Origin of the sequence: Cognatishimia coralii (genome assembly GCF_037478305.1) — a bacterium.
GTDB lineage: Bacteria > Pseudomonadota > Alphaproteobacteria > Rhodobacterales > Rhodobacteraceae > Cognatishimia > Cognatishimia coralii.
Genome location: NZ_JBBGAZ010000006.1, coordinates 186,873 through 205,284, shown reverse-complemented (window position 1 = coordinate 205,284; position 18,412 = coordinate 186,873). Strand labels below are relative to the sequence as shown.

The window sequence follows — 18,412 nt, the reverse complement described above, 5'->3', positions numbered from 1 at the left end:
CCTGAAATACTCTGGGGTGAGCCGGCAAAGCCTGCGAGGGGCAAAGCCCCTACCCGCGCCGGATCATCTCGCGAATACGCGCCCAACCGCCAGGCACCAAAAAGAACGACAACCCAAAGCCCGTGGCAAAACCAGCCACATCGGCGATCCAGTCGCCAGTGCCGCCAAACAGCAGACCAAAAACCAACTGAATAAACATCAGCCCGCCAATCAGCGCAAAGGCCCGCATTTGATTGTCACCCGTGCTGCGCAGGCGCACCCACAAAAGAAAGCTGAAGGCCCCGATAAAGCCGTAAACACCCGGATAGGCCCCGATTAGCGTCACTGAGGACGGCCAGACGAAAGCATAGACCAGAGCCCCGACGATCCCCGGAACTACGAAAACGATCAAAGTCGCAAAGCCCGAGAACACTTCGCCAACCATATTGCCCAGTGCCAAAACCATGACAGCCGCGAAGGCTGCATGAATGAAGTTCCCGTGCAAAAACAGATAGCTCACAAAGCGCAGCAGATGCTCTGGCGTCCAGCGCCCCGTCTCTGCCATCCAGAAAAAGATCTCTGACGAAAACGCATATTGCTGAAACGCCGCCAAGCGCCAGCCGACCGCCGTTGGCCCGCCGACAAAGCCCTCGGAACCCAAGTAAAACACGCATTCGATGCCCAGAATGAACACGGCCAAAGCCACCACAACCGGCGGCACGGCGTTAAACGGGCTGACGTTATGCTCTTCACTCATGTCTCGCGCTCCTTGACGACCCTTGGGCTCACGGTTACTCCAACCTCGGCTGTATTTCCAGCCACCTCAATGAACGGAGACATCACCATGACCGAGGCGGTCCAAACGTCCTCTTCCTTTACCCCACGCGTCTTGTCGGGCATCCAACCCTCCGGCGGGCTGACACTGGGCAATTATCTGGGCGCGATGAAGCGCTTTGTCGATATGCAGGAACAAGAGTATCAGACGCTCTATTGCATGGTCGATCTGCATGCGATCACCGTCTGGCAAGACCCCGAAAAACTGCGCCACGCGACGCGCGAGCTTTGCGCGGGCTTCATTGCGGCGGGTCTCGATCCGGCGAAATCCATTCTATTCAACCAAAGCCAGGTGCCTGAACATGCGCAGCTTGGCTGGATCTTTAACTGCGTCGCCCGCATGGGCTGGATGCAGCGCATGACCCAATGGAAAGACAAGGCAGGCAAGAACCAGCAGAACGCCTCGCTGGGCCTCTTTGCCTACCCTGCCCTGATGGCCGCGGACATCCTGATCTATCACGCGACCCATGTGCCAGTGGGCGAGGACCAGAAACAGCACCTCGAGCTGACCCGCGACATCGCGATCAAGTTCAATAATGACTATGGTGTGGATTTCTTTCCAGTCACTGAGCCAGTGATCGAAGGCGCGGCCACGCGGGTGATGTCCCTGCGCGATGGCAGCAAAAAGATGTCAAAGTCTGATCCAAGCGACGCCAGCCGCATCAATATGACCGATGACGCGGATACGATCGCCAAGAAGATCCGCAAGGCAAAAACCGATCCCGAGGCGCTACCCTCTGAGGCCAAAGGCCTGGAGGAGCGCCCAGAGGCGCGCAACTTGGTGAACATCTACGCGGCTCTTGCAGAGCAGAGCGTGGATCAGGTGCTCGCGGACGTTGGCGGTAAGCAGTTCTCGGAGTTCAAACCGATGCTCTCGGAACTGGCGGTCGAGAAACTCGCGCCGATCTCGGGCGAGATGGCGCGGCTCATGCAGCATCAGGACGAAATCGACGAGATCCTTGCCAAAGGCGCGGCACAAGCGCGCGAGATCGCGGCACCTGTGCTGAAACGCACCTATGAGATTGTCGGTATGGTCGGCAGCTAAAGCGTTTCGCGTTAGTCTACGAAACATCGACACATTGTCACAAAACTTACGCTCAAGAGTCACAAAAATGAGTCTTGGGCGTTTCACGTTCTTGATCACCGCAAGAGGCTTTGCCCCGACCTGTCTCCCCGATATGTGGCGGGCAAGGCACCCTATTTGGCCCTAGGCTGAAAATACATTTTTAGCACCTCCCCGAGGGCGACAGCCCTCGGGTATTTCTGCACGTCCGATCTTGGGTGGAGCAGCCGATCCCGCATTGCCTCTGCCAACGCCATGCGTCATGATCGCCCCGAAAAGGAGACCCCAATGCGTAAGTTTTTGGTCGTGCTGGATGACAGCAAAGAATGTCTGAACGCCATGCGGTTTGCGGCAATGCGTGCCAAGAACACACAAGGCGGGGTCGAAGTGCTGGCGGTTATCCCACCAGACGAGTTCAACCATTGGATCGGCGTCGGTGACATCATGCGCGAAGAGGCGCGCGAGCGTATTCACACGCATTTCGAAGTCTTTGCGAAATGGATGCGTGACAGGCAGGGCGTAGACCCAGAACTGGTCATTCGTGAAGGCGAGCCGGTCACGGAAATCCTCGCGCAGATCCAAGAAGACAGCGAAGTCGGCGTTTTGGTTTTGGGAGCGGGCACGGACAAGAAGGGGCCAGGTCCCTTGGTGACAAAACTGTCCAAAAGCTCTGGATCCTTACCCGTGCCAATCACCATCGTCCCGGGTGATCTGTCCAAGGAAAAGCTCGAAGCCATCACCTAGGGCGCACGTTGCACCCGCTGCGGCAATTTAGAATCATTCCAAAACTTGACATCGCGCCCCTGCGGGCGCATATCCATTTCACGACGAAAAGGACCGTTCCATGTTCATTCAGACTGAATCCACGCCTAACCCTGCCACGCTGAAATTCCTGCCAGGCCAAACCGTACTTGAGGTCGGCACCGCGGACTTCCCTTCAGCCGAAGCAGCCGAGGCCTCGCCTCTGGCCAAGCGCGTCTTTGCCCTGAGTGGCGTGACCGGTGTCTTTCTGGGCAATGACTTTGTCACGGTGACCAAAGACGCCGATGTCGAGTGGGACCATGTGAAGCCGTCGATCCTTGGCGCAATCATGGAGCATTTCCAGTCCGGCCAGCCTGTCATGGGCGACACCGGTGCTGCGGCCAGCGGTCATGCGGAACACACCGGCGAAGACGGTGAGATCGTCGATCAGATCAAAGAGCTGCTGGACACCCGCGTGCGTCCGGCTGTCGCGCAAGACGGTGGCGACATCACCTTCCATGGTTTTGACCGTGGTGTGGTCTACCTGCACATGCAGGGCGCGTGCGCGGGCTGTCCTTCTTCGACCATCACTCTGAAGATGGGCATCGAGAACCTGCTGCGCCACTATATTCCTGAAGTGACAGAGGTACGTCCTGTTGGCGTCTGAGCCCCTGATCATGGGATTTGACACATCGGCCGCGCATTGCGCGGCCGCTTTGGTTCGTGGGGACGTTGTGATTGCCTCTCGCGCCGTTGACATGGCGCGGGGTCAGGCGGAACATCTGATGCCCCTGCTCGAAGAGGTTCTGAGCGACGGCGCAGCCACTTGGGCAGACCTTTCGGCGATTGGCGTCGGGATCGGCCCGGGCAATTTCACTGGCATTCGAATTTCGGTCTCTGCTGCGCGAGGGTTGGCCCTGGGGCTAGGCATCCCCTCCATCGGGGTGTCTACGTTTGATGCGAGCCGTGTTGATATGTCTGACACGGCTGTCGCAGGTGTGTCGGCCCCGCGCGACCAAATCTACATCAGCGATCCGGCAAATACCGAAGGTCCATTTCTAACCACGATGCCCTACGAAGCCGCCTCAGACATCGTCATGCCGCCCGTGTCCGAAACATTGGCGCAGAACATCGCGCGCGTTGCGGCAGCGCGGTTTGGAAGCGACACGCCGCGCCCCGCGCCGCTTTATATTCGTGCCGCTGATGCAGCGCCTGCGCGGGATTTACCGCCACAAATCCTATGACTCCCGAACAGCTCGAAGCGATTCACGAGGCCGCATTTAACCAAACACGCCCGTGGTCTGCCTCCGAATTCAGCAGTTTTCTCGAATCCCCGCTCTGTTTTTTGGTCACAAATGACGAATCTTTCGCCCTTGGACGCGTTATCGGCCCCGAAGCCGAGCTGTTAACGCTAGCAGTTCACCCCATAACCCAGGGTAAAGGTTTGGGGCGCATATGCCTTGAGCAGTTTGAGAGTACGGCGCAAATTCGGGGTGCAGAAGAGAGCTTCCTCGAAGTAGCAGCGGACAACTCTCCGGCCATTAGCTTATACAAAACAAGTGGTTATTCCCAAATATCGCATCGCCAGAATTACTACGAAACGACAGACGGCGCGAGACGAGACGCTCTGATCTTTCGCAAATCTCTAATTTTTTGACCTCTCGGTCAGATTTTTTCTGGATTTTCTATCAAGTTTAGGTTGAAGCTCCCCTACCTGTCGTTTGAAAATACAGCTGTTGACGAAGTCTGTACCTTAAGACCTAATCGTCCGATCAGTTTTGGGTAACTTAACAACGAGTCCATGCGCGAAACGCTGGACCATTAAAAAGTGGGAGAACCTCATGACCAGTATGAAACATCTTTTCGGCGCCGCCGCGGCACTCGCTCTGACCGCGGGCCTCGCCTCCGCAGAGCCAGCCTTGATCTTTGACCTTGGCGGCAAATTCGACAAATCCTTCAACGAAGCAGGCTATAACGGCGCGCAGCGTTGGGCGGATGAAACCGGCGGCACCTACCGCGAGATCGAGCTGTCCTCTGAAGCACAGCGTGAGCAAGCTCTGCGTCGTTTCGCAGAAGCGGGCGCAAACCCAATCATCACCATGGGTTTCGCGATGACTGTTCCAATCGAGACCGTTGCGCCAGAATATCCTGACACCAAGTTCGTGAACATCGACGGCTGGGCCAACCTGCCAAACGTTCAGACCGTATCTTTTGCTGAGCACGAAGGCTCCTACCTTGCAGGCGTTATGGCGGCGAAAGCCTCCAAGTCCGGCACCGTTGGCTTCATCGGCGGCATGGACATTCCTCTGATCCGCAAGTTCGCATGTGGCTACGCCCAAGGTGTAAAATCTGTGAACCCAGACGCGACCGTCATTTCCAACATGACCGGCACAACTCCAGCAGCATGGAACGACCCTGTTAAAGGTTCCGAGCTGACCAAAGCGCAAATCGCTGAAGGCGCGGACGTTGTTTATGCAGCGGCAGGCGGCACCGGCGTTGGTGTTCTGCAAACCGCGGCGGACGAAGGCATCCTGTCCATCGGTGTGGACAGCAACCAGAACTACCTGCACTCCGGTCAGGTTCTGACCTCGATGCTGAAGCGCGTAGACAACACTGTTTACAACGCTCTGAAAGCGGGCGCAGACGGACTGGAAACCGGCTTCATCATGATGGATCTGGCATCCGAAGGTGTTGGCGTTGCCTTTGACGAGCACAACGCACCACTGGTCAATGACGACATGAAAATGGCTGTTGCAGCGGCAACCGATGGCATCGTTTCTGGCTCCATCACCGTTGAGAACTATGCAGCTTCCGAGTCCTGCTCTGTTCTGGAATTCTAATTCCTCACATGTCTGTTGATACTCAAAAGGGGCGGCCTGATTTGGCCGCCCTTCCCGATCAAGCCCCTGCGCTGGAACTGCGTGGGATCTCTAAGGCCTTTGGGCCGGTTCAAGCGAACAAAGATATTTCGATTTCCGTTCAGCCGGGTACGATCCACGGCATCATCGGCGAGAACGGCGCGGGTAAATCCACTTTGATGTCAATCCTTTACGGCTTCTATAAGGCCGATAAGGGCGAGATTTTTATTGGCGGCAAACAAACCGTCATTCCAGACAGTCAGGCTGCGATTGCGGCGGGCATCGGCATGGTGTTTCAGCACTTTAAGCTGGTCGAGAATTTCTCGGTTCTGGAAAACATAATCCTTGGGGCCGAAGACGGCGCCCTATTGAACACATCCCTTGGCAAAGCGCGCAAGGAACTGGCCCATCTGGCCAAAGAATATGAATTGAACGTGGACCCTGATGAGGTGATCGAGAACCTCTCGGTGGGCCACCAGCAGCGTGTCGAGATCCTGAAGGCGCTCTATCGTCAGGCCGAGATCCTGATTTTGGACGAGCCCACCGGAGTTCTGACGCCTGCCGAAGCAGACCAGCTGTTCCGCATTCTGGATCGTCTGCGCTCTGAGGGCAAAACGATCATTCTGATCACGCATAAACTGCGCGAGATCATGGAATATACAGACACCGTTAGCGTGATGCGCCGTGGTGAGATGACCGCGACTGTCAAGACCTCCGAGACCAACCCCGAGCAACTCGCCGAGCTGATGGTGGGTCGTAAGGTTCTGCTGCGGGTCGATAAGAAACCCGCGACGCCGGGCGCGAATGTACTGGAGATCGGCGGGCTGAATGTGGTCGACGAACAGGGCGTGCGCCGTGTGAAGGACGTGAGCCTTACGCTTAAGGCAGGCGAGATCCTTGGGATCGCGGGCGTTGCGGGCAATGGTCAGTCCGAACTTTTGGAAGTGCTTGGCGGCTATGCCGATGGTACGGGGTCCGTGAAACTGAACGGCACGGAACTGCCGCTGTCGGGCGCAGGCTCTGACGGTCAGGCGCGACGCGCGGCGGGGATTGCCCATGTGCCAGAGGATCGTCAGCGCGAAGGCTTGATCATGGATTTTGCGGCCTGGGAAAACTCGGTCTTTGGCTACCACAACGAACCTGAATTCCAGTCCGGCATGTTGATGGACAACAAAGGCATTCAGGCGAAAGCGGCAGAGCAGATGGAACGCTTTGACGTGCGTCCACGCAATGCCAACCTCTCGGCCAAGAACTTTTCTGGCGGCAACCAGCAAAAGATCGTTGTGGCGCGGGAAATCGAACGCAATCCGGACCTGTTGCTGATCGGTCAGCCGACACGCGGCGTCGACATCGGCGCGATTGAGTTCATCCACCAACAAATCGTGGAACTGCGCGATCAGGGGAAAGCGATCCTTTTGGTCTCGGTCGAACTTGACGAGATCCTGTCGCTGTCTGACCGCGTGGCCGTGATGTTTGACGGCCAGATCATGGGCGAACGCAAAGCAAGTGAAACAAACGAACGCGAGCTTGGCCTGTTGATGGCGGGCGTGACCGGGGAGGACGCGTAATGGGTAAAATGCCTCTCTGGGCGGACGCCATTCTGGTGCCGCTGTTCAGCCTGTTGCTGGCGGCGATCGTCAGTGCACTGGTGATTATGGGGATCGGGGAAAACCCGATCGAAGCCTTTAATCTTATGGTCGATGGGGCGCTAAAGCGTTCCGATGGCTGGGGTTTCACGCTTTACTATACGACCAACTATATCTTTACCGGCCTTGCCGTAGCGGTCGCCTTCCATGCGCGTCTGTTTAACATTGGTGGCGAAGGTCAGGCGATGTTGGGTGGTGTGGGCGTGGCTTTGGCCTGTCTTTACATTCCTTGGCCGCATTGGACAGTGGCTCTGATCGGCACGAGCCTCTTTGCAGCGGCGTTTGGAGCGGCTTGGGCCTATGTGCCTGCGATCCTGCAGGCCAAGCGCGGCAGCCACATCGTGATCACCACGATCATGTTTAACTATATCGCCTTCTCGGTGCTGGCCTACCTGCTGGTCGAAGTCCTACGCCCTGCGGGGTCCATGGATCCAGCTTCCGCGACGTTCCCAGAAGCCACGCACCTGCCGAGCTTCCACGACATGTTCGCGCCGGAAGGCTCGCGGCTGTTCCGCTCGGCCCCTGCGAATGTGAGCTTTTTCCTCGCGCTTGCGGCCTGTGTGGGCGTCTGGCTTCTGATCTGGCGCACGCGGCTTGGCTATGAGATCCGCAGCTTTGGACATTCGGAAACGGCGGCAAAATACGCGGGGATCTCGCCGGTCAAAATCACCGTCATCGCGATGCTGATCTCTGGTGGCCTTGCGGGCATGATGGCGATCAACACCACGATGGGTGAAAGCGAGCGGCTGGTTTTGAACTTCACTGAACAAGCGGGCTTTGTCGGGATCGCGGTGGCCCTTATGGGGCGCAACCACCCGGTGGGCATCCTTGTGGCGGCTTTGCTCTTTGGTTTCCTGCAGCAAGGCGGTGCAGAGCTGGCACTCTGGACCAGCATCCCGCGTGAGCTGATCGTGGTGATCCAGGCTCTCGTGATCCTCTTTACAGGAGCGCTCGACAATATGGTGCGTATGCCACTGGAACGCGTCTTTCTGGCGCTTGGTAAGAAGGAGGCGAACTGATGGATTTCGTGACCATTCTTCAGGTACTCGATAGTACCGTTCGCTTGGCGATCCCACTGTTGTTGGCCTGTCTAGCGGGTCTCTATTCCGAGCGCGCCGGGATCTTTGACATCGGCCTTGAGGGCAAGATGCTGGCAGCGGCCATGGCGGCTGGCGCTTTCGCGGCCCTCAGTGGCAACGTCTGGGTCGGTCTGTTGGCAGGTGTTGGTGCGTCTTTGGTGATGTCGGCTTTGCATGGGCTGGCCTCGATCACCTTCCGCGGCAATCAGCTGATCTCCGGTGTGGCGATCAATATGCTTGCCGCTGGGATCACGGTGCTTATCGCGCAGGATCTTTTCCGCCAAGGGGGACGCACGCCGTCCCTCAGCAATGGCGGACGTTGGGATCCGATTTCCCTGCCCTTCTCTGAAAGCCTGTCGGGCATTCCGTTCTTTGGTCAGACCTATTCCGAGCTCATCTCCGGCCATAGCCTTTTGGTCTATGTCGCTATCGCCTTTGTGCCGCTGACATGGTGGATCTTGTATCGCACACGCTTTGGCCTGCGCCTGCGGGCGGTGGGGGAAAACCCCGCGTCCGTGGATACCGCCGGTATCTCGGTCATCCGTCTGCGCTATACGGCGGTGATGATCTGTGGCGTGCTTTGCGGTGTCGCAGGGGCCTATCTGGCGACCGGCCTGCAGGCGGGCTTCATCAAAGACATGACCGCAGGTCGTGGCTTTATCGCCCTTGCCGCTCTGATCTTTGCGAAATGGCGGCCGTGGTATGCGCTCTGGGCCTGTCTGCTCTTTGGTCTGCTTCAGGCCGTGGCGATCCGCTATCAGAGCATCGATCTGGGGGGAATCACCATTCCGGTTCAGTTCATGGAGGCCCTGCCCTACATCCTGACCGTCGTGATCCTTGCCGGTTTCGTCGGCCGCGCGATCCCACCGAAAGCCGGTGGCGAGCCCTATGTGAAGGAAAGATAGGGCCAATTTCCTAAAATTACCGCACCAGCCCGAAAATTCCTTTCGGGCTGGTTGCATTTCCTAGAACACAGGCGCACACACGCGCCATGCAAATCTACCTGCCCATTGCTGAAGTCTCGGTGAACGCTTTCCTGCTGCTTGGATTGGGCGGCATGGTGGGTGTGCTTTCCGGAATGTTTGGCGTAGGCGGCGGCTTCTTGATGACGCCGCTTTTGTTTTTCATAGGCATCCCTCCGGCGGTGGCCGTGGCGACCGAAGCCAACCAGATCGTGGCCTCGTCCTTCTCGGGCGTGCTCGCGCATTTCAAACGGCGCACGGTGGATTTGAAAATGGGCTGCGTGCTCTTGGTCGGAGGCCTCACCGGCGCGGCTTTGGGCGTGGTGATCTTCAACTATCTGAAATCGCTGGGGCAGGTCGAACTGCTGGTGCAGCTTTGCTATGTTATTTTCCTGGGCATCATCGGCAGCCTGATGTTTGTCGAGAGCCTGAACGCCCTGCGCCGCTCTAGTCGCAATGCAGCGCCAGTCAAACGCAAGAACCACACTTGGGTGCATGGGCTGCCGTTTAAGATGCGGTTCCGCGTGTCGGGGCTTTATATTTCGGTGATCCCTCCCCTTTTGGTGGGCCTGCTGGTTGGCGTACTTTCGGCGATCATGGGCGTGGGCGGCGGGTTTATCATGGTGCCTGCGATGATCTATCTGCTGGGCATGCCGACGAAAGTTGTGATCGGAACATCACTGTTCCAGATCATCTTCGTCACAGCCTTCACCACGCTGCTGCATGCCACCACAAACTATACGGTCGATATGGCCCTTGCCGTGCTTTTGCTGATCGGCGGCGTCATTGGCGCACAGGTCGGCGCGGTCATCGGCACGCGCCTGAAGGCAGAGCAATTGCGGATCCTGTTGGCGATCCTTGTACTGGTGGTCTGCGGCAAGCTGGCCTTTGACTTGCTGGTCATGCCAAGCGAGCTCTTCACCCTTGGCGCGGCGGGAGGTCACTGATGTTGCGTCTAGTGAGCCTTTTGATTTGCCTCGCCCTGCCCGCCAAGGCGCAAGAGGGCGTGGTGTTAGGCCTCAGCCAGAACCGCGTGGCGATCACTGCGAATTTCGACGGGTCCGAGATCCTCGTCTTTGGCGCAGTGAAACGTGAAGAAGCGATCCCAGATGGCCCACCCATCGAAGTTATCGTCACGGCGTCGGGTCCCAAGGAACCTATTGTGGTGCGCCGCAAAGAAAAGCGGTTCGGGATCTGGGTGAACACAGATTCCGTCACGGTGGACGAAGCGCCGAGCTTTTATGCTGTAGCCACCAGCGGACCGTTTGACGAGATCATCAGCTCTGTCGAAGACCTACGGCACGAAATCTCGATCCGCGAGTCGATCCGGTCAGTTGGGGCGGATATGAACATCAAAGACGCTCAGGATTTCGCAGAGGCCGTTGCCCGTATCCGAGAGAACAACGGGCTGTATTCCCTGCGCGAGGGCACCGTGGATGTGGCCGAGCAGACGCTCTTCCGCACATCGATTGATATGCCTGCGAACCTGACCGAAGGCGACTATGCCACCCGCGTGTTCCTCTTGCGTGACAAGCAGGTGGTGGCGGCCTATGAGACCAAAATCGACGTGCGCAAAGTTGGGCTAGAGCGGTTCCTCTATAACCTCTCGCGCCAGCAACCGCTGATCTATGGGCTGTTGTCCCTGGCGATTGCGATTGCCGCAGGGTGGGGTGCTTCGGCTTTCTTCCGCTTTGTGCGGCAAGGTTCCTAGGGCGCTTAGCCTCGGCCCATAAAGGGCATCTTGCTGGCCATCACCGTCATGAACTGCACATTCGCCTCGGCGGGCAATTCCGCCATATGCAGCACCAAACGCGCGGCGTCCTGCGGGTCCATAGAGGGCATGACCTCTGCATCCGGATTTTCCGCCTGAGCACGGGCATTGAGGTCAGCGACCATTTCCGTACGCGCGTTGCCGATGTCGATCTGGCTGGTGGTGATGTCATGCGCGCGCCCATCCAGAGCGAGGCTCCGCGTTAGGCCTGTGATCGCATGTTTGCTGGTCGTGTAGCACACCGACCCAGGGCGCGGGCTGTGGGCGCTGAGCGAGCCGTTGTTGATGATCCGCCCCCCCTTGGGATTTTGCGATTTCATCTGCGCATAGGCGAGCTGCGCCGCAATGAACATGCCGCGGACATTGACGTTCAGCACATGATCGAACTCATCCAAGTCGACGCCATCAATCTCCCCGCTTGGACCAAAAGTGCCCGCGTTATTGAAGAGAACGTCGATGCGACCCGTGAAGCTGACGAACCGTTCAACGGCCGCTTTCATGCCCGCAGCATCAGTAACATCCACAGGCAATGCCACCGCGTGTTTGTTGCGCTTGGCGACATCCATCAGCACTTCACCCCGCCGCGCAATCATGCCGACGGTCCAGCCCTGCTCCAGAAAGGCCTCAGCCGTGGTCTTACCAATGCCCGAGCTTGCGCCCGTGATCAGGATGCTTTTCATGTCTGTTCCTCCATAGTCAGCGGCACCGGCGCCACGGCCAGATCGTCAATGCGTAGGGCTTCTGTCGGTTTCGCCAAACGGTTCCGCACAACCCAGTAAAGCCGTTCCTGAGCGCGGGTGATCGCAACATAGGCCAGACGTTTCCACAAAGGCTGGCCGGCCTCAACCCGCCCCATGCGGGCGGCCACAAAAAGGTCAGGGGCAAAGACCTGCACGTTTTCCCATTGCGAGCCCTGCGCCTTGTGAATGGTCACGGCGGCGCCATGCAGAAAAGTCGCGCCCATGCGGGCGGCATAGGGGATAAAGGGCTCTTCTTCGTCCGGTTTTTCGATTTTCACGATAGAGGCGGCCGAGACCTGCGGATCCTCGGCCCCCATCACATGCAGGCGCGAAAATCCGGGTTTGCGGCCCGGGCCGAGGTAGACGACCTGCGCGCCTTTGATCAGGCCGCGTGCCTCAAGATCCAGCCGCTTTTTACGGTGCTTCATTGGCAGCTCAATGCCGTCACAAATCAGCGGTTCGCCTTCCAGCAACATATCCTCAGGCGCGCCTTGCACCATGCGGAAGGCATTGATCAAACGCACACGCGTGGCGTTGCGCCAGACCAGTACCGGAGAGCGCGCCATCAGGTCGACCTCGACCCGTTGCGCATAGACCACACGGTCGTCTTGGCGGGATTTTTCCTCAACCAGTCGCTCGAAATCTTCAAAGCCTAGCGCGGGATCGGCCAAAGCATGGGCCAGATCGAGGATCGGGTTATCCGCGTCCTGACGGTGAATCCGTTCCAACGAAAATTTCGCCTTCTCGGGCAGTTTGTCAAAGACCATGGAGCCCGATTGATTGACCGGGGCGAGCTGGGCGGGATCTCCGAACATAATGAGGGTCGGAAAGATCTCTTTGAGGTCTTCGAACTGTTTGTCATCCAGCATCGAGGCCTCGTCGACGAGGCCCACATCCAGCGGATCATCGCGGCGTTTCCATCCGGTGATGAAATCAGATCCCCGCAAACCCGCAGCGGCGAGGGCGCCGGGAATGGATTTGTTTTGTTGATAGAAAGCGTGGGCACGATCCAAGGCCTCGTCCGTAAGACCTTCGATCTGAGGGCGTTCTCCGTTTTCGGCCAGCCACTCGGCGATCTTTTCGTATTCGGGATCATAGACCGGGCTGTAGAGAATGCGGTGAATGGTGGTCGCAGGAACGCCGCGGTTGCGCAACACGCTGGCGGCTTTGTTGGTCGGCGCAAGGACCGCAAGGGTGCGTGAGTCCTTGCTTTTGCGGCCCTCAAAATCGCCGGAAACAACCTTCAGGCCTGCCTCGGTCAGCGCGTTCACCAGCTCGGCCAGCAACAGGGTTTTGCCAGATCCGGCTTTTCCCATAACGGCCGCAACTGAAAGTTTGCCGCCCTGCGGAGGCAGCAAAAGACTCTCATCAAGGTCGACGCCCGCGCCCTTGAGAATGGTCGATATCTGATCATAGGCCTCGGCCTGATCGGAAGAAAGCGTGAGCGCCGTCGTGGTCATGGCGCGAACTTACGCGCTGCTGTGTGAAACCGCCAGAGCGAAGCCGTTAACAGCAGGTGAAGATTTGCGTACAACACCGTTCCGCAGACCGCCAAATGTCCTAGTGTCGCGTGGTCGCCCGCCGCCCCATGTCACTGGCCTGTCGCGTCGAGATTTCCGCAGCGGCCAAGAGCGTCACATCTTCGAGTTCGGACGCCAATTTGTGCAGCCCATTGGCATGCGAAAACGTCCTTAGGTCGGAAAGAACGTCAATGATCCAATCATATGTCCTGTCATCAACAGGCGGGGCAATGCGTGCCATTTGGTGACCCTCGCTCAAGGGGGGCGTCAAAATTGATCGCCACAAAGCTCTGGCGGCACAAGCCTAGCAGGTCACTGGTTTCCTAAAAGTAAACTCGCCCGAGCGATCTTGCGATCACCCGGGCGAGCTCCGAGGAAAAGTCGTTAGACCTTAGGAATTCGGACCGGCGTCCAGAACTTCTTGCAACGTGGTCAGACCTTTTTGAGGGGACTGAACCAGAGCCGCCATATTGCCCGGAGGGTGCTGGTTGTTCATCATCATGGTGTGCGCATCAGGGATGGTCTCCCACGTGAAGGTCTCAGACAGAAACGGCTGGATGCGTTTTTCAATCATCATCTGGTTCGCTGCTGCGGCCTGTTTCAGGTGCGCAAAGTGGCTGCCCTGCAGACGCTTTTGGTGCATCCAAGTGTAGCGCACGTCAAAGGTCAGGTTGTAGCCGGTGGTGCCCGCACAGATCACAACCATACCGCCTTTTTTACAAACCAGGTTGGACACTGGGAAGGTGGTCTCACCTGGGTGTTCAAATACGATGTCAACGTTGTTGCCTTTGCCGGTGATATCCCAGATCGCCTTGCCAAACCGGCGCGCTTCTTTGAACCACGCATCATATTCTGGTGTGTTCACGGTAGGCAGCTGACCCCAGCAAGAGAAGTCCTTGCGGTTGATGACGCCTTTCGCGCCCAGACCCATTACAAAGTCACGCTTGCTTTCGTCAGAGATCACACCGATCGCATTCGCGCCAGCCGCCGTGATCAGCTGCACCGCATAGGTGCCCAGACCGCCGGATGCGCCCCAAACCAGAACGTTCTGACCTGGCTTCAGATCATGTGGCGCGTGGCCAAAGAGCATACGGTATGCCGTCGCCAACGTCAGCGTGTAGCAGGCCGCCTCTTCCCAGGTCAGGTGCTTTGGACGGCGCAGCAACTGTTGGGCTTGTACACGGGTGAATTGTGCAAAAGAGCCGTCCGGGGTCTCATAGCCCCAGATCCGCTGGCTGTTGGAATACATCGGGTCGCCGCCGTTGCATTCCTCGTCGTCGCCGTCGTCCTGGTTACAGTGGATGATGACCTCATCGCCCACTTTCCAGTTCTTCACCTTGTCACCAACGGCCCAAACGATGCCAGAGGCGTCAGAGCCCGCGATGTGATAGGGCTCGCCGTGGCCATCAAACGGGGAAATCGGCTTGCCGAGACCCGCCCAAACACCGTTGTAGTTGATGCCTGCTGCCATCACGAGCACCAGAACGTCGTTGGAATCCAGCTTAGGGGTTTCCACGACCTCTACCTGAAAGGATTTCTCAGGCTCGCCATGACGCTCGCGGCGGATCGCCCAAGCGTACATCTCTTTGGGCACATAGCCCATCGGAGGGATTTCCCCCAGCTCATACAGGTCTTTCTCAGGCGCCGTGTAGCTCGGCTGGCCGGCTTGTGTGTCCAGAGCCATGTTCGTCTCCTTGCTTCAAAAATGCCGCGATGCAGAATCGCGTTTAACCAGAGAGATACAATCGTGCGCGCAAGATATCAAACAATTATTTGCATTATATGTAATTTTATTACTTTGCGAATGCAGAAATGTCGCTGCGTACGCAAAATCTACGAAAGTATTTTGTTTTTCAAAGCCTTAACGAAATCCTTGGTGCGTTAAGAAAATCTTTACCGGATTTTCATCGGGTCGTTGCAAAGCACGAGTCACATGTGACGCGACGTTGTGCGCAAGATTATTTCAAGACCGAGAGGCCCTTTATGAAACCCATTTTTCTAACCCTCGCACTGGCACTCGCAGGATCAGCTCAGGCCGACACTCTGAGGATCGCGACATTCAATGCGTCGCTCAATCGCCAGAATGCGGGGGATCTGCGTGCGGATATCAAGGCCAGCGACGCTCAGGTCGCTGCAGTTGCCGAGATCATTCAGCGGGTGCGGCCTGACGTTCTGCTGTTGAATGAATTTGACGATGACCCTGCCGCTTTGGCTCTGTTCCAAACACTTCTGCAGACGGGGCAGAACACGACAGGTGATGGGACCGCGCAGCCCATCACCTATACCGAGGCCTTTCGTGCACCCGTCAATACCGGCGTTCCATCTGGCTATGATCTGGATGGCAACCAAGAGATCGGCGGCCCCGGCGATGCCTATGGGTTTGGGTTCTTTCCTGGCCAATACGGCATGGCGGTGCTGTCTAACCTCCCGATCACAAATGCGCGGACGTTTCAGACCTTTCTCTGGAAGGATATGCCAAAGAACTTAATGCCCAATGAATTCTATAGCTCTGCCGCAGAAGGCATTTTCCGCCTGTCTTCCAAGAGCCACTGGGACCTGACACTCGACGCTGATGGCACGGAAGTGCATCTATTAGCCGCCCACCCGACCCCTCCGGTCTTTGATGGGCCAGAGGATCGCAATGGCCGTCGCAATCATGATGAAATCAGGTTTTGGGCCGACTATGTAGAGGGTGCGTCCTATATTTATGACGATGCGGGAACGAAAGGTAGCCTTGGCGATGGCGCGCATTTCGTGATCGCAGGTGACCTCAACGCAGATCCATTCGACGGCGACTCAACCAATCAAGCCATATTGCAGCTGCTCGACCACCCTTTGATCCAGGCTTCCGCGACCCAAGCCCCATCAAGCGATGGTAGCGCAGAGGCCGCCGACCGGCAGGGAGGGGCCAATAAGCGCCACCGGGGCCCTGCAGCTTTCGACACGGCAGACTTCGGCTTTGATCGCGACAACCCCGGCACCGACCGTACTCCCGGCAACTTGCGTGTGGACTATGTTCTCCCCTCCAAAACCCTGAAAATCGTAGACTCGGGGATCTATTGGCTGCCCAACACAGATCCACTCTTCAAGCTCGCAGAGTTTCCGACCTCGGACCATCGCCTCGTCTGGATCGACGTAGAAATACCCGAATGACACGACGCCACGTTCTGCTGCGATGCAGCGATTGACAACGGTACGAAATTTCTCATAAGTGGTCCGCAACGCAATTTTATTGCCGAGGCCCAAATGACTGAGACACCCACCCGCGACCGCCCCTGGTTGATCCGTACCTACGCTGGACACTCCACTGCGAAGGCATCCAACGCGCTTTATCGCTCGAACCTCGAGAAAGGCCAGACCGGCCTTTCCGTCGCTTTCGACCTGCCCACGCAAACCGGCTATGACAGCGACCATGTGCTGTCGCGCGGCGAGGTCGGCAAAGTGGGCGTGCCCGTCTGCCATCTGGGTGATATGCGGACGTTGTTTGACCAGATCCCTCTGGAACAGATGAACACCTCAATGACGATCAACGCCACGGCCCCATGGCTCTTGGCGCTTTATATCGCGACCGCAGAGGAACAGGGCGCGGATGTCAGCAAGCTGCAGGGCACGGTTCAGAACGATCTGATTAAGGAATACCTCAGCCGCGGCACCTATATTTGCCCGCCAAAACCGTCACTTAAGATGATCGCGGACGTTGCGGAATATTGCTATTCCAACGTGCCTAAATGGAACCCGATGAACGTCTGTTCATATCACCTACAAGAAGCGGGTGCGACTCCAGAACAAGAATTGGCCTTCGCTCTGGCGACCGCGCAGGCGGTTCTGGACACGCTGAAACCGCGCGTCCCTGCCGAGGATTTCGGCCCGATGGTGGCCCGCATTTCCTTCTTTGTGAACGCAGGCATCCGCTTCGTCACCGAGATGTGCAAAATGCGCGCTTTCGTGGAACTGTGGGACGAGATCTGTCAGGAACGCTACGGCGTTGAAAACCCCAAACACCGCCGCTTCCGTTATGGTGTACAGGTAAACTCTCTGGGCCTGACCGAGCAGCAGCCTGAAAACAACGTCTACCGCATTCTGATCGAAATGCTGGCGGTGACTCTGTCCAAAAAGGCCCGCGCCCGTGCGGTACAGCTGCCCGCTTGGAACGAAGCCCTAGGCCTGCCGCGCCCCTGGGATCAGCAATGGTCTATGCGCATGCAGCAAATCATGGCTTACGAGACCGACCTCTTGGAGTATGACGACCTCTTCGACAACAACCCAGCGGTGGATCGCAAGGTGGCTGAACTCAAAGACGGCGCACGTCACGAGCTCGCGAACCTTGAATCCATGGGCGGCGCGATTGAGTCCATCGATTACATGAAGGGCCGTCTGGTGGAATCCAACTCCGCCCGCCTCAACCGCATCGAAGCGGGTGAAACCGTCGTTGTCGGCGTAAACAAATGGCAAAAAGGCGAGGCCAGCCCTCTGATGACCGGCGATGGCGGCATTATGGTCGTTGACCCTGCAGTCGAGGCAGAACAGATCGACCGCCTCAACGAATGGCGTGCGGGTCGCGACGCGGAGCGCGTGGAAAAGGCGTTGGCAGCGCTGCGCGAAGATGCGAAGGCGGGCAAAAACATCATGCCAGCCTCGATTGAGGCCGCGAAAGCGGGCGTCACAACCGGTGAATGGGCAGCTCAGATGCGGTCGATCCATGGCGAATACCGTGGCCCGACTGGCGTGTCCTTGAACCCGTCGAATATGACCGAAGGCCTCGATGACCTGCGCGATGCCGTGGATAGCGTCAGTGACCGCCTCGGACGCCGCCTCAAGTTCGTGATCGGCAAACCGGGCCTTGATGGCCACTCTAACGGCGCCGAGCAGATCGCCTGCCGTGCGCGCGATGTAGGTATGGATATCTCTTACGATGGCATCCGCCTGACGCCTGAAGAGATCGTCTCTAAGGCACGCGAAGATGAGGCGCATGTGGTGGGTCTCTCGATCCTCTCTGGATCCCACATCCCATTGGTGGAAGACCTCATGGCGCGGATGCGCAACGAAGGCTTGGGCCATATCCCCGTGATCGTGGGCGGCATTATCCCAGACGAGGACACAGACCGCCTGCGCGCCATGGGCGTTGCGCGTGTCTACACGCCGAAAGACTTCGAGCTCAACACGATCATGGGCGACATCGTCACCCTTGCCGATCCGCAATCGGTGGCAGCGGAATAAAA

General features: G+C 57.7%; 18 protein-coding genes. 13 read left to right on the top strand and 5 right to left on the bottom strand.

What is annotated here, in order from left to right; genetic code table 11:
• Window positions 1-49 precede the first annotated feature (49 nt).
• The gene (locus tag WG622_RS12610; RefSeq protein WP_339403913.1) at window positions 50-736 is read right to left on the bottom strand and encodes a rhomboid family intramembrane serine protease; all 687 of its coding nucleotides are present in this window, start codon (window positions 734-736) and stop codon (window positions 50-52) included.
• Window positions 737-823: 87 nt separating this feature from the next.
• Between WG622_RS12610 and trpS the strand changes: the two genes are divergently transcribed.
• The 11 genes from trpS to WG622_RS12555 all read left to right on the top strand — a co-directional run bounded on the left by trpS (window position 824) and on the right by WG622_RS12555 (window position 10,873).
• The gene (gene trpS, locus WG622_RS12605; protein ID WP_339403912.1) at window positions 824-1,858 is read left to right on the top strand and encodes a tryptophan--tRNA ligase; all 1,035 of its coding nucleotides are present in this window, start codon (window positions 824-826) and stop codon (window positions 1,856-1,858) included.
• Window positions 1,859-2,164: 306 nt separating this feature from the next.
• Window positions 2,165-2,620 (top strand): universal stress protein, encoded by a 456-nt coding sequence (locus WG622_RS12600; RefSeq protein WP_339403911.1) that lies wholly within the window; start codon window positions 2,165-2,167, stop codon window positions 2,618-2,620.
• Window positions 2,621-2,720: 100 nt separating this feature from the next.
• Window positions 2,721-3,284, top strand: a complete 564-nt coding sequence (locus tag WG622_RS12595) for a NifU family protein (protein WP_339403910.1) — start codon at window positions 2,721-2,723, stop codon at window positions 3,282-3,284.
• Window positions 3,274-3,861: a tRNA (adenosine(37)-N6)-threonylcarbamoyltransferase complex dimerization subunit type 1 TsaB gene (gene tsaB, locus WG622_RS12590; RefSeq protein WP_339403909.1), complete on the top strand. Its 588-nt coding sequence runs from the start codon at window positions 3,274-3,276 to the stop codon at window positions 3,859-3,861. The genes WG622_RS12595 and tsaB overlap by 11 nt, the downstream gene beginning before the upstream one ends.
• Window positions 3,858-4,274 carry a GNAT family N-acetyltransferase gene (locus WG622_RS12585; RefSeq protein ID WP_339403908.1) on the top strand — a complete coding sequence of 139 codons (417 nt, stop codon included), beginning with the start codon at window positions 3,858-3,860 and terminating at the stop codon, window positions 4,272-4,274. Before tsaB ends, WG622_RS12585 begins: the two co-directional genes overlap by 4 nt.
• 184 nt (window positions 4,275-4,458) lie before the next feature.
• Complete coding sequence (locus WG622_RS12580; protein ID WP_209357306.1) at window positions 4,459-5,457, top strand: BMP family lipoprotein; 999 nt, start codon at window positions 4,459-4,461, stop codon at window positions 5,455-5,457.
• Window positions 5,458-5,465: 8 nt separating this feature from the next.
• Window positions 5,466-7,043 carry an ABC transporter ATP-binding protein gene (locus WG622_RS12575; protein ID WP_339403907.1) on the top strand — a complete coding sequence of 526 codons (1,578 nt, stop codon included), beginning with the start codon at window positions 5,466-5,468 and terminating at the stop codon, window positions 7,041-7,043.
• On the top strand, window positions 7,043-8,140 hold the full coding sequence (locus WG622_RS12570) for an ABC transporter permease (protein WP_339403906.1): 1,098 nt from the start codon (window positions 7,043-7,045) through the stop codon (window positions 8,138-8,140). Before WG622_RS12575 ends, WG622_RS12570 begins: the two co-directional genes overlap by 1 nt.
• The gene (locus WG622_RS12565; protein ID WP_339403905.1) at window positions 8,140-9,105 is read left to right on the top strand and encodes an ABC transporter permease; all 966 of its coding nucleotides are present in this window, start codon (window positions 8,140-8,142) and stop codon (window positions 9,103-9,105) included. Before WG622_RS12570 ends, WG622_RS12565 begins: the two co-directional genes overlap by 1 nt.
• A gap of 86 nt (window positions 9,106-9,191) precedes the next feature.
• On the top strand, window positions 9,192-10,109 hold the full coding sequence (locus WG622_RS12560) for a sulfite exporter TauE/SafE family protein (protein WP_339403904.1): 918 nt from the start codon (window positions 9,192-9,194) through the stop codon (window positions 10,107-10,109).
• Window positions 10,109-10,873, top strand: a complete 765-nt coding sequence (locus WG622_RS12555) for a TIGR02186 family protein (protein WP_339403903.1) — start codon at window positions 10,109-10,111, stop codon at window positions 10,871-10,873. The genes WG622_RS12560 and WG622_RS12555 overlap by 1 nt, the downstream gene beginning before the upstream one ends.
• A gap of 5 nt (window positions 10,874-10,878) precedes the next feature.
• Here the strand turns inward: WG622_RS12555 and WG622_RS12550 are convergent, their stop codons facing one another.
• The 4 genes from WG622_RS12550 to ccrA all read right to left on the bottom strand — a co-directional run bounded on the left by WG622_RS12550 (window position 10,879) and on the right by ccrA (window position 14,877).
• Window positions 10,879-11,613, bottom strand: a complete 735-nt coding sequence (locus tag WG622_RS12550; protein WP_339403902.1) for an SDR family oxidoreductase — start codon at window positions 11,611-11,613, stop codon at window positions 10,879-10,881.
• Window positions 11,610-13,133, bottom strand: coding sequence for an ATP-dependent DNA helicase (locus WG622_RS12545; protein ID WP_339403901.1), 1,524 nt, complete (start codon window positions 13,131-13,133; stop codon window positions 11,610-11,612). The genes WG622_RS12550 and WG622_RS12545 overlap by 4 nt, the downstream gene beginning before the upstream one ends.
• A gap of 100 nt (window positions 13,134-13,233) precedes the next feature.
• Window positions 13,234-13,434 carry a hypothetical protein gene (locus WG622_RS12540; protein ID WP_339403900.1) on the bottom strand — a complete coding sequence of 67 codons (201 nt, stop codon included), beginning with the start codon at window positions 13,432-13,434 and terminating at the stop codon, window positions 13,234-13,236.
• Window positions 13,435-13,584: 150 nt separating this feature from the next.
• On the bottom strand, window positions 13,585-14,877 hold the full coding sequence (gene ccrA, locus WG622_RS12535) for a crotonyl-CoA carboxylase/reductase (RefSeq protein ID WP_339403899.1): 1,293 nt from the start codon (window positions 14,875-14,877) through the stop codon (window positions 13,585-13,587).
• Window positions 14,878-15,176: 299 nt separating this feature from the next.
• On the opposite strand from ccrA, the gene WG622_RS12530 reads away from it, so the two are divergent.
• A complete protein-coding gene (locus WG622_RS12530; RefSeq protein ID WP_339403898.1) occupies window positions 15,177-16,346 on the top strand; it encodes an endonuclease/exonuclease/phosphatase family protein in 1,170 nt (389 codons plus the stop codon).
• Between the two features lie 93 nt (window positions 16,347-16,439).
• Entirely contained in the window at window positions 16,440-18,410 is a 1,971-nt protein-coding gene (locus WG622_RS12525) for a protein meaA (RefSeq protein WP_339403897.1), read from the top strand.
• Window positions 18,411-18,412 lie beyond the last annotated feature (2 nt).

What these genes read in the sequence shown, in the direction of transcription:
- WG622_RS12610 (WP_339403913.1), bottom strand. Translation starts at nt 736, where the DNA reads ATGAGTGAAGAGCATAACGTCAGCCCGTTTAACGCCGTGCCGCCGGTT.
- trpS (WP_339403912.1), top strand. Translation starts at nt 824, where the DNA reads ATGACCGAGGCGGTCCAAACGTCCTCTTCCTTTACCCCACGCGTCTTG.
- WG622_RS12600 (WP_339403911.1), top strand. Translation starts at nt 2,165, where the DNA reads ATGCGTAAGTTTTTGGTCGTGCTGGATGACAGCAAAGAATGTCTGAAC.
- WG622_RS12595 (WP_339403910.1), top strand. Translation starts at nt 2,721, where the DNA reads ATGTTCATTCAGACTGAATCCACGCCTAACCCTGCCACGCTGAAATTC.
- WG622_RS12585 (WP_339403908.1), top strand. Translation starts at nt 3,858, where the DNA reads ATGACTCCCGAACAGCTCGAAGCGATTCACGAGGCCGCATTTAACCAA.
- WG622_RS12580 (WP_209357306.1), top strand. Translation starts at nt 4,459, where the DNA reads ATGACCAGTATGAAACATCTTTTCGGCGCCGCCGCGGCACTCGCTCTG.
- WG622_RS12575 (WP_339403907.1), top strand. Translation starts at nt 5,466, where the DNA reads ATGTCTGTTGATACTCAAAAGGGGCGGCCTGATTTGGCCGCCCTTCCC.
- WG622_RS12570 (WP_339403906.1), top strand. Translation starts at nt 7,043, where the DNA reads ATGGGTAAAATGCCTCTCTGGGCGGACGCCATTCTGGTGCCGCTGTTC.
- WG622_RS12565 (WP_339403905.1), top strand. Translation starts at nt 8,140, where the DNA reads ATGGATTTCGTGACCATTCTTCAGGTACTCGATAGTACCGTTCGCTTG.
- WG622_RS12560 (WP_339403904.1), top strand. Translation starts at nt 9,192, where the DNA reads ATGCAAATCTACCTGCCCATTGCTGAAGTCTCGGTGAACGCTTTCCTG.
- WG622_RS12555 (WP_339403903.1), top strand. Translation starts at nt 10,109, where the DNA reads ATGTTGCGTCTAGTGAGCCTTTTGATTTGCCTCGCCCTGCCCGCCAAG.
- WG622_RS12550 (WP_339403902.1), bottom strand. Translation starts at nt 11,613, where the DNA reads ATGAAAAGCATCCTGATCACGGGCGCAAGCTCGGGCATTGGTAAGACC.
- WG622_RS12545 (WP_339403901.1), bottom strand. Translation starts at nt 13,133, where the DNA reads ATGACCACGACGGCGCTCACGCTTTCTTCCGATCAGGCCGAGGCCTAT.
- WG622_RS12540 (WP_339403900.1), bottom strand. Translation starts at nt 13,434, where the DNA reads ATGGCACGCATTGCCCCGCCTGTTGATGACAGGACATATGATTGGATC.
- ccrA (WP_339403899.1), bottom strand. Translation starts at nt 14,877, where the DNA reads ATGGCTCTGGACACACAAGCCGGCCAGCCGAGCTACACGGCGCCTGAG.
- WG622_RS12530 (WP_339403898.1), top strand. Translation starts at nt 15,177, where the DNA reads ATGAAACCCATTTTTCTAACCCTCGCACTGGCACTCGCAGGATCAGCT.
- WG622_RS12525 (WP_339403897.1), top strand. Translation starts at nt 16,440, where the DNA reads ATGACTGAGACACCCACCCGCGACCGCCCCTGGTTGATCCGTACCTAC.